Source organism: Amycolatopsis sp. NPDC114505, assembly GCF_055633615.1.
Genome location: NZ_JBVKDV010000006.1, coordinates 515,283 through 523,676 on the forward strand (window position 1 = coordinate 515,283; position 8,394 = coordinate 523,676).

Annotated in this window: 6 protein-coding genes; all 6 read left to right on the forward strand. The window is 67.2% G+C overall.

Annotated elements, in window-relative coordinates:
* Positions 1–10: 10 nt before the first annotated feature.
* The gene (locus ACZ7OU_RS48885) at positions 11–1,588 is read left to right on the forward strand and encodes a hypothetical protein (RefSeq protein ID WP_470260570.1); all 1,578 of its coding nucleotides are present in this window, start codon (positions 11–13) and stop codon (positions 1,586–1,588) included.
* A gap of 22 nt (positions 1,589–1,610) precedes the next feature.
* Positions 1,611–2,942, forward strand: coding sequence for a hypothetical protein (locus ACZ7OU_RS48890; RefSeq protein WP_470260571.1), 1,332 nt, complete (start codon positions 1,611–1,613; stop codon positions 2,940–2,942).
* Between the two features lie 43 nt (positions 2,943–2,985).
* Positions 2,986–4,350: a caspase family protein gene (locus tag ACZ7OU_RS48895; RefSeq protein WP_470260572.1), complete on the forward strand. Its 1,365-nt coding sequence runs from the start codon at positions 2,986–2,988 to the stop codon at positions 4,348–4,350.
* 111 nt (positions 4,351–4,461) lie between these two features.
* A complete protein-coding gene (locus ACZ7OU_RS48900) occupies positions 4,462–7,479 on the forward strand; it encodes a hypothetical protein (RefSeq protein ID WP_470260573.1) in 3,018 nt (1,005 codons plus the stop codon).
* Between the two features lies 1 nt (position 7,480).
* On the forward strand, positions 7,481–8,089 hold the full coding sequence (locus ACZ7OU_RS48905; protein WP_470260574.1) for a hypothetical protein: 609 nt from the start codon (positions 7,481–7,483) through the stop codon (positions 8,087–8,089).
* A 121-nt stretch (positions 8,090–8,210) separates the two neighbouring features.
* Positions 8,211–8,394: transposase (locus ACZ7OU_RS48910; protein ID WP_470260575.1), on the forward strand; the 184-nt coding region annotated here is incomplete at its 3' end.

The following is an 8,394-nucleotide window of genomic DNA, read 5'->3' on the forward strand; positions in this document are numbered from 1 at the left end:
GTGCACAGGCATGAAGCTGGACGAGTTGATGGGCATCGTCATCGACGAGCTCTACGCCGGGCTGACCGGCGGTGACGCCGAACTGCCGATCCCGCAGAACACGATGATCAACTGGATGATGCCGTCGATGGTCATGCACGAGTCCGAATTCGACTTCGCCATCGCGGGCCCGTTCGCCGGGCCGTCACCCTTGACCCTCCCCTTCTTCAAGACCTTGGTCGACACGATCCAAGGGGACACGCCGGGAATGGACCAGGTGCAGGCGGTTCAAGAGGCCAGGGCCATGTACCAGAGCCACCTTCTCGGCACGTGGGAGAACTGGTCGCGCATCGTCGACTTCATTCCGCTGGGCAGTCCGGGCGGCGGGTCACGATGGGAGCGCAAGCGCGATCCAGCTTCGAAGTACAAGCACACTCAGGTCGTCTACGCGCAGGCGGGACGGACGCTGTCGCAGACCTACGCGGACACGCTGAACAACTGCGAGGTCGCCGACGACCAGCTCACTGAGAACGAACAGAAGATCATCGAACGGATGCGCGCGCTGCTGCAGGAGGAGGTCGACGTCGAGAACTTCCTCACCGGCGCGAAGACCAAGGAGATCCGCCCGTCCAAGGCAACACTCGCGTACGAGGAGTACCGGGCGAAGTACGAGAACGCCGTCATCGACTACGCCGCCCGGCTGGCACGTTCGCAGACCGGCAGCGCCGCCGACCGGATCGAGTGGAACCGCAGCGGCGGCATCTACCGAGCACGAGCGAAGCAGGCTCTGCAGGATTGGGTGGGCCGGGGATTCAAGAACGACATCGAGACGGCGCAGGCGACCATCGACCATATCCTCGGCACCTCGATGCTGCTCTGGTGGAACCGGCTGAAGAGCGACGTCGCCGAGATCGACGACACTGTCAACGGCTCGTTCGGCTATCCGTTCTTCCCCGCGACAGTCGTGCCCGGCGGATTCGCGCGCAATCCGAACTGGGCGGTCTACGAGGAGCGGCACGTCGAGACGCACACCAAGTTGACCAGTTCCACCAGGCAGGGCAGCGCCACGGTTGGCTTCTCCCTCGGCCTCTTCAACGTGGGCGCGGCCGGCGGCGGCGGGCGTGAAAACTTCGAGGTCGACATGACTGGTAAGTCATTCGGCATCAAGTTCGACTACACCCAGGTCCAGATCGTACGGCCGGCCTTCAACGCGAACTGGTTCTGGGCGCGCGGCTGGCGACCCAAGCCCGGATTCGAACTGCTCGGCTACCCCCCGTTGCACTCCGACGGCACGGAGCAACCGGAGGGTGCGATGATCGCCTACCCGACAGCGGCGCTGTGCATCCGAAACCTGACCATCTACAGCCGCGAGGTCGCCGCACATGTCAAGCAGTACGCCGACCACATCGAAGGCGGCGGGTTCGTCGGCATCGGGCCGTTCTGCATCGGCGGTAAGTACGGACAGACGAACAACTCGAGCGAGCAGTCGTTTACGCTCGACGACTCCTCGGTGACAATGAACGGCATCCACCTGATGGCATTCCTCAGCACCAAAATCCCGAAGGCCGCCGACCCGTCACCGGACATCAAGAAGTGGGTCGGCGAGTGACGTGGAACCGCTCGGTGTGCACGTGGCCCTCGCGGCGTGGATAGATCAGCGCCGGTCGTACGACGGCTTCGCCGTGGTCCCGGCCGCGCCGGTGTCGTTCACGCCGACCGCGATTCTGCCCCTCTTCGCCACCCTCGACGCGAGCCGGGAGGCGGAACTCGTGCGGATGGCGAATCTGGTGCCCCGCAAAGGGGCGGTGGCCGAGCCGTTCGGGCCAGGTGCGCCGCTATGGGAGCGGATGTCGTCGGTGCTCGACCGGATGGCCTTCACCCACCGGGCGCTGACCGACGCAGAAGCCGCCAGCCTCGACGCTGCCCGCCGGGTCCTGTACGTGACCGACAAGGACGGGCTGCACACCTCCGCGCAGTACAACGCGTACTTGGAGATGAGTTCGGTGGTCCAGTCGTTGCAAGACGCCGGGGCCGCGGTGGAGGTGCAGCAGGCCGCACTCAGCGACTGGCTGGTGCTCGGCTTCAAGAACGAGGTGGAGCAGGCGCTCGCCGACGTGACCCGACTGGGCTCCCGTTCCTCGGTCGTCGAGGCGATGTCGTGCCGAGCTCAGCTCGACGAGACTGCACTGCTCAGCGCAGGGGACATCAGCTACGCGCCCACCTCTTTCTATCCACTTTCCGCGGCGAACTGCGGCACCTGGACCATCGCCGAGGCCACTTTCGCCGAACTCGCTGATTGCGCGGCGAAAGCCTTCCCCGGGGTACCGGTCATGATCGCCTCGGCCAGCGCCGCCAAGTGCCGCTTCGCATACACCATGATCGAGACCCTGCGGCCGTGGCCATTCGCCCGACTGCTTGAGCGCGACGACTGGCGGCTGCCCGGGGGCGAGCTCGTCTCCGACGGCGACGGGACCAACGGCTCGATCCCGGCGTACGTGCAGACGGTCTATGCCGCGACCATCATTGGCCTCGCAGCCGCGCCGCCACCGCGACCCCGGTGGCAGCTGGGGCCATTCACGACCGTCAAGCCGCCGTTCCGCGGCGGCTCGTTCCGCTTCGTCCCGCCGGCCCAGTCGGCCGTACTCGGTGCAGGCAACGTCGGCGGGGTCGTCGCGGGTCGGACAGCCCAGCTCGTGCCGGCAGGGACCGCGGCCTTGGGCGGGATCGCCATGCGGCACCGGGACCCGGCCCTGGTCCAACGGTTCCAGACGCCCCTGGATCGCTCGGAATGGCTGGCCCGGCTCGCCCTCGCCCAGCCGGTCACCGTGGTCGCCCCCACACCCGTCCCGAGATCCGACGAACCCGGCGTGGCCGACCTCGCCGCCGGGGCCGGCGTGGTGGGTTTCGGGTGCGTCACCGTGCCCGTCTCGCCCCGACCCAACGAACAGTATCAATGGCAATGAAAGGTGGAGGACCGTGTTGACTGCGAGACGATTCACGAGTCGGATGACCGCAAGCACCCGTGAGCGGCTCGAGGCGGCGATGTCGAACGTCCGGCCCATCGGCCTGCGCGAGACCCACCGGGGCGCTGTCCGCGCGATCCAGAGCGCGCTGGCCGACCTCAGCGACGCATACCTGTTGCAGGCCCAGGTCGACGGCATGTTCGGCGCCCGGACCGCAACCGCCGTCGAGACGTTCCAGCGCGACTACGGCCTGTACGCCGACGGCTTCGCCGGCAAGCAGACCATGACACAGCTCGACACGATCTTCTCTGGTGACGTCGTGCGGACACCGTCCGGGGTGAGCCTGCACGTCGGGGTGAACAAGCTGGACCCGGCTCACTACGGCGAGGGGGTCGCTGCGCTGGCGTCCTGCGTCAACGACGCCAAAGCCATGCAGCGGATGGCTGAGAACCTCGGCTACAGCGGGTCCGTCCTCGCTGACGAGGACGCGAACGTGGTCAATGTTACCGCGGCGATCCGCGCGGCCAGCGAGGCGTTGTTCACCGGTGACGCGTTCTTGTTGTCTTTCTCCTGCCACGGCAGCCAGATCCCGAACGGTGACGCAGACGACGAGCCCGACGGCATGGACGAGACCCTCTGCCTGTACGACCGGATGCTTGTCGACGACGAGCTGCACCTGCTGCTGGGCGAGTTCCGCGCCGGGGTGCGGGTCTTTTTGGTCTTCGACAGCTGCCACAGCGCCACCGCAGCCAAAGCGAAGGACCAGATCACTATCGGCCGCAAGGCGATCAAGGACATCCGGGTCAAAGATCTCAGCAGTTCCTTCAAACAGCTGGAAGTCGCGCTCGCCACGGTGCCGATCGCCCGGCAAGAAGCTGGCAGCGACGAGGTGCCCGCGGTCCGCAGTGCCGAGCCGCTGACCGACGAACAGCTCAGCAAGGCGTTCGCCGACGAGCTCGACCCGGACGAGTTGCGGCCGGCCGAGCCGGCGGAGCTCAGCATCCAGTCGAAGGACATCATCCAGCTCTTCGCCGACATCGAGGCGGACGCCGCGCAAGCGCCCAACAAGCTGCTACAGCCCTGGGAGGCGCCGTACAAGGGTGCCAACCGTGCCGTGTACGACAGCGTGCGCAACATCGTCGGTCCGAAGGAGATGGCGGTTGTCGAGGCGAAGGTGGTCAGTTTCGCGGCCTGCCTCGACGCGCAGACGACCCTCGCCGGCAGCGTTCTCAGCGAGTTCACTTCGCACTTGGTCACGGTATGGGGCGACGGCGACTACGCGGGCGACGGCGAACAGCTCATCGCCCGGCTCAAGCAGCTCGGCAGCCAGAACGGCGCGATCCCCGTCCTCATGACGTACGGGGCCGGCGGTTCCGCGGTCGCCTATGAACGCCCGTTCGCGATCTGAGCCGCCCCTGAGCACGGCGGTCATCGCGACCGTCGCGTATGGCACCGGCAAGACCTTCACTTGGCAGAAAGTGCTGCAAGGCCAGGAATAACTCGATCGGAGGACCGCCAGATGGCGGGGCAATCTACCGCACCGGACGCTGCCCGGTATGCAGCCGAAGACTTCACCGGGCGCGGCTGGCTGCTCGGCCTCGTCGACGACTGGCTCGAGCATGACGACAAGAAGTTCCTTCTGATCACCGCCGAACCGGGCTGGGGCAAGACCGCCTTCGTGGCCTGGTTGGCGGGCGCCGGTCCAGCGCCCGCCGACCAGGCTGCCGCGCAGCGGCTCGCCAAGCTGCGGCAGCGATGGGCCGCGGTGCATTTCTGTGTGGCTCGGGGCGAGGGCGGGACGCTGCGCCCCGAGCAGTTCGCCAAGGATGTGGCCCTGCAATTGGCCAGGGCTGACGACGATTTCGCACGCGCCCTGGTCGAGGAGATTGCACCGGGGACACATCCGGCCGTGGTGGTACAGGACGTCGGAGTGAACCTCGGGACGGTCGTCGGTATCGCGGTGGAGCGGCTCATCGCCACTCAGATCGACCCGCAAGAGGTCTGGAACCGGGTGATCCGGCAACCGCTCAATGCTCTCGAACTCCGGCGGACAGCCAGTTGGGGCAAAACGATCCTGGTCGATGCGCTCGACGAGGCGCTGACCGTGCGCGGCACCACGATCCTCGATCTGATCAGGGACTCCGGAGACTTGCCCGATGGTGTGCGGTTCGTCATGACCAGCCGCGGCGACCAGCGGATCCGCAACCAGTTCGAAGGCGCCGTGCGGCTAGATCTGGACAGGTGTCACCCTGAGCAGGCTGGCGATGATCTGGCCGACTACCTCAACGCCCGGCTCGAAACGAGCCAGGCGGAGGAGCTCGCGCGGCACGCGGACGGCAATTTCTTGTACGCCCGCTGGGTCCTCGATGGGCTGGCCAGCGGTGAGCTGGCCGACCTGACGGCCCTGCCCGGCAAGCTGTACGGCCTCTACCGCGACTTCCTCGAACGGCTGATGCCGCGGGACGGCGACGACTGGCTGGAACGCTACGAGCCGCTCTTCGGCTGCCTCACCGTCGCCAACCCGGTCGCACCCCGGCACAGCCTGCCCCGGTGGCTGGGCTGGCCACGGGGACGGCTCAACCACACTTTGGGTACCCTGACCCAGCTGGTCGAGGACGTGCTCACTCCCCTGGAGGGCGAGCCCGGCTACCGGCTCTACCACCGTTCCGTGGCCGACTTCCTGGCCACCGACCGCTACGATGATGATGGCTCGCAGATCAACCAGTACTACGTGGACCCGTTCGAGCAGCACGACCGGATCGCCCGGCACTACCTGCTACACGACGCGACCGACTGGACCTCCAGTGACCAGTACTGCTTGCTGCAACTCGTCCATCACCTGAGCTCCCGGGTCCGCCTCGCATCCGGCCGCCAAGCCCGCGAGATGGCTGCCGACCTTTACCGGGTGGCTCTCGATCCAGGCTTCCAGGCCGCTCAGTTGGCCGGTCTGGGTGGCATCCACCGGACACTGGACGACCTGCGCACCACGCTGAACGTCGCCCTCGACGCGACGCCTGCCATCGACGCGGAAGCGGTTTTGCGCTGTGCGGCCGAATTCCGTCGGCTCGCCACAGGCGCGAGCCTTTCCCGCTCGGTGTTCGGCGCGGCGATGGCCGGCGATATCGCCCTGGCACGCCGCAAGATGGTCCACTACACGGCCGGACCGAACTCGTCCGCTGCCTGGAACGACATCCTGAAGCTCTATCTCGCCTGGGAGGCGGCCGAAACAGGGTCGGAGACCGACGTCCGCGAGCTGATCGCGATGACCGCGCCGTCCTTCCCCGTCCTCAGCGACACTCTCCTCGTCCGCATCGCGGAGGCCCTCAGCCAGCAGGGCTCCGGTGCGCTCACCTGGCTCACCAGGTTGGACCCCACGAAAGACTGGCCATGGTTCGTGCGCGATCGCGCCGTCGCCGAACCGCAGGAGCCGTCGGTCGCCGACGAAGCTCTCCGCGCCATCCGGCGCGGGGTCGACCTGCTCGAAGCGGTAACCCTCGACCGCGACGCACTGTCGGCTGTAGCCCTCGCCGCACCCGTGCAAGGCGGCGGAAATCCGGAATCCCTCGCTATCCATGCAGCAGACCTGGCTCCTCAGCTGGCGAAGACCCTGGCGCACGCCGAAGGCCGCGGACTGGCCGAGAAGACCATCACGCTGATGCGCAGCAACCCGTATCCCCAGTACCGCGATATGGCGCTGACTGCGCTCGGCAGCGCGGTGCTGTGCGCTCCTGACCGGGCCTGGGCCCGTACCCAGCTGCAACGGATCGTCCGAGCCGGCCTCGACGACGAGGGAGTCACGTTCACGTTCGACCTGCCCGCGCTGCTGCTGGCCGAGAGCGTGCGAAGAAGCCTCCCGGCGCAGCCCCTGCGCGACTACCTCGAGACCGCGCTCGGCCAGGACGACCCGTGGGGCACCAGGATGCGGGCGCAAAGCGCTCACGCGGCCGCTACATTCCGCTACGGGGATCACGACGCCGCCTTCGCGACCCTGGTCGCCGCCTCAGCGTTCCCGATCGCCTATTCCGGCTACGGGTCGACCGCCACCCTCGCCATGATCGACCGGTGCCACGAGTTTGGCCGCGGCGAACAGGCTGATCAGAAGATGTGGGGTCCCCAACGCGACCAGACCCTCCCGGCGATGGCGGCGATGTTCGCCGAGCGGGTCTACGACTTCTCCTTCCGGCACAGCCGTACTCAGCTGGTAGCACTACACGCCCAGTGGCGCACCGACCCGGTCTCGGAGCCCGGACAGGCACTTGAGCTGCTGGCCCGGATGCCCGACGTCGACACCCGAGCGGCCTATCGCCACCACATCGCCGCGCGCTGGTCCGAGACCAGCGACATCGATACACCCGTCCGGGTGGCGAGCCTGGTGCCATCGGCGCTCTTCGACAGCACCGGCCTCGACTCCCTGCTCGCCCTGTCGTTGGCCACCGGGCTCAGCGACCGGCCCCAGGCCGAGATCGAGGCTCTGATCACCGTGGTCGCCGGATCGTTCACCGGTGGGCGACCGTGGACCTTCGGCCAATGGAGATGAAATGGATCCTCTGTCGTTGACAGCGCTCGGTGCGGTGGCAGCCGCCGAGGGCATTAAGTTCCTGTACGGCCAGGGCGCCGAGCTGATCAAGGCCTGGCGCGCCCGGCGGACGGACGACGCCCCCCTTGACGTGCCGATCATCCGGAACGATATCCTGGATCACCCCTCGACGACCGCCGTAGCGGCGCCTGGCGTCGTGCTGGAGCAGGAAAAGACTCTCGTTGCGCTGGTCGGCGGCCTGTCGAACTACGTAAACGGGCTGATCCCGATCAACCCGGATGACAAGAACCTGGGTCGGCTGGCTGATCTGCTGCGATCGACCTTGGAGGCGGTCTACGGCCAGCGGCTCACATTCCGCGGCGAACAGCGCGACCCGACCGGCAGTCGGGTCACCGTCGAACAGGCGGTCAAAGAGCTGAGGGGCAGGATGACCGGCTATCGCGGACCGATGCCTTCGGGCATCGACCTGTCGATCATTCAACGACCTGATGTCGTGGACCGGGACGCCGTCGTCGAGGGAATCTCCGTCCAGCCCGGACGCGAGGAGCCTCAGCCTCATAGAGCGCAGAGCCCCGACCATGACGAGCCGTCAAGTAGGAGACAAAACTAGACGTGGAACCTGCGGGGTTCCAGAAGCTGCCCACGCATCTCGCCAACGCGGGCCGGGTCTGCCCAGGGTTTGGTTGACACTTCACCTGTGAGGCTTCGGCCTCGCCTGGAAGGATGTCACCGTGCCCAAGCCCTACCCCCGTGAGTTCCGTGACGACGTGGTCGCCGTGGCCCGCCGCGGCGAAGCCCCGTTGAAGCAGGTCGCGAAGGATTTCGGGATCTCCGAGTCGTGCCTGGCCAACTGGCTACGCGCCGCCGACGTCGAGGACGGCACCCGGCCCGGCGTGACCGGGGACGAGTCCGCTG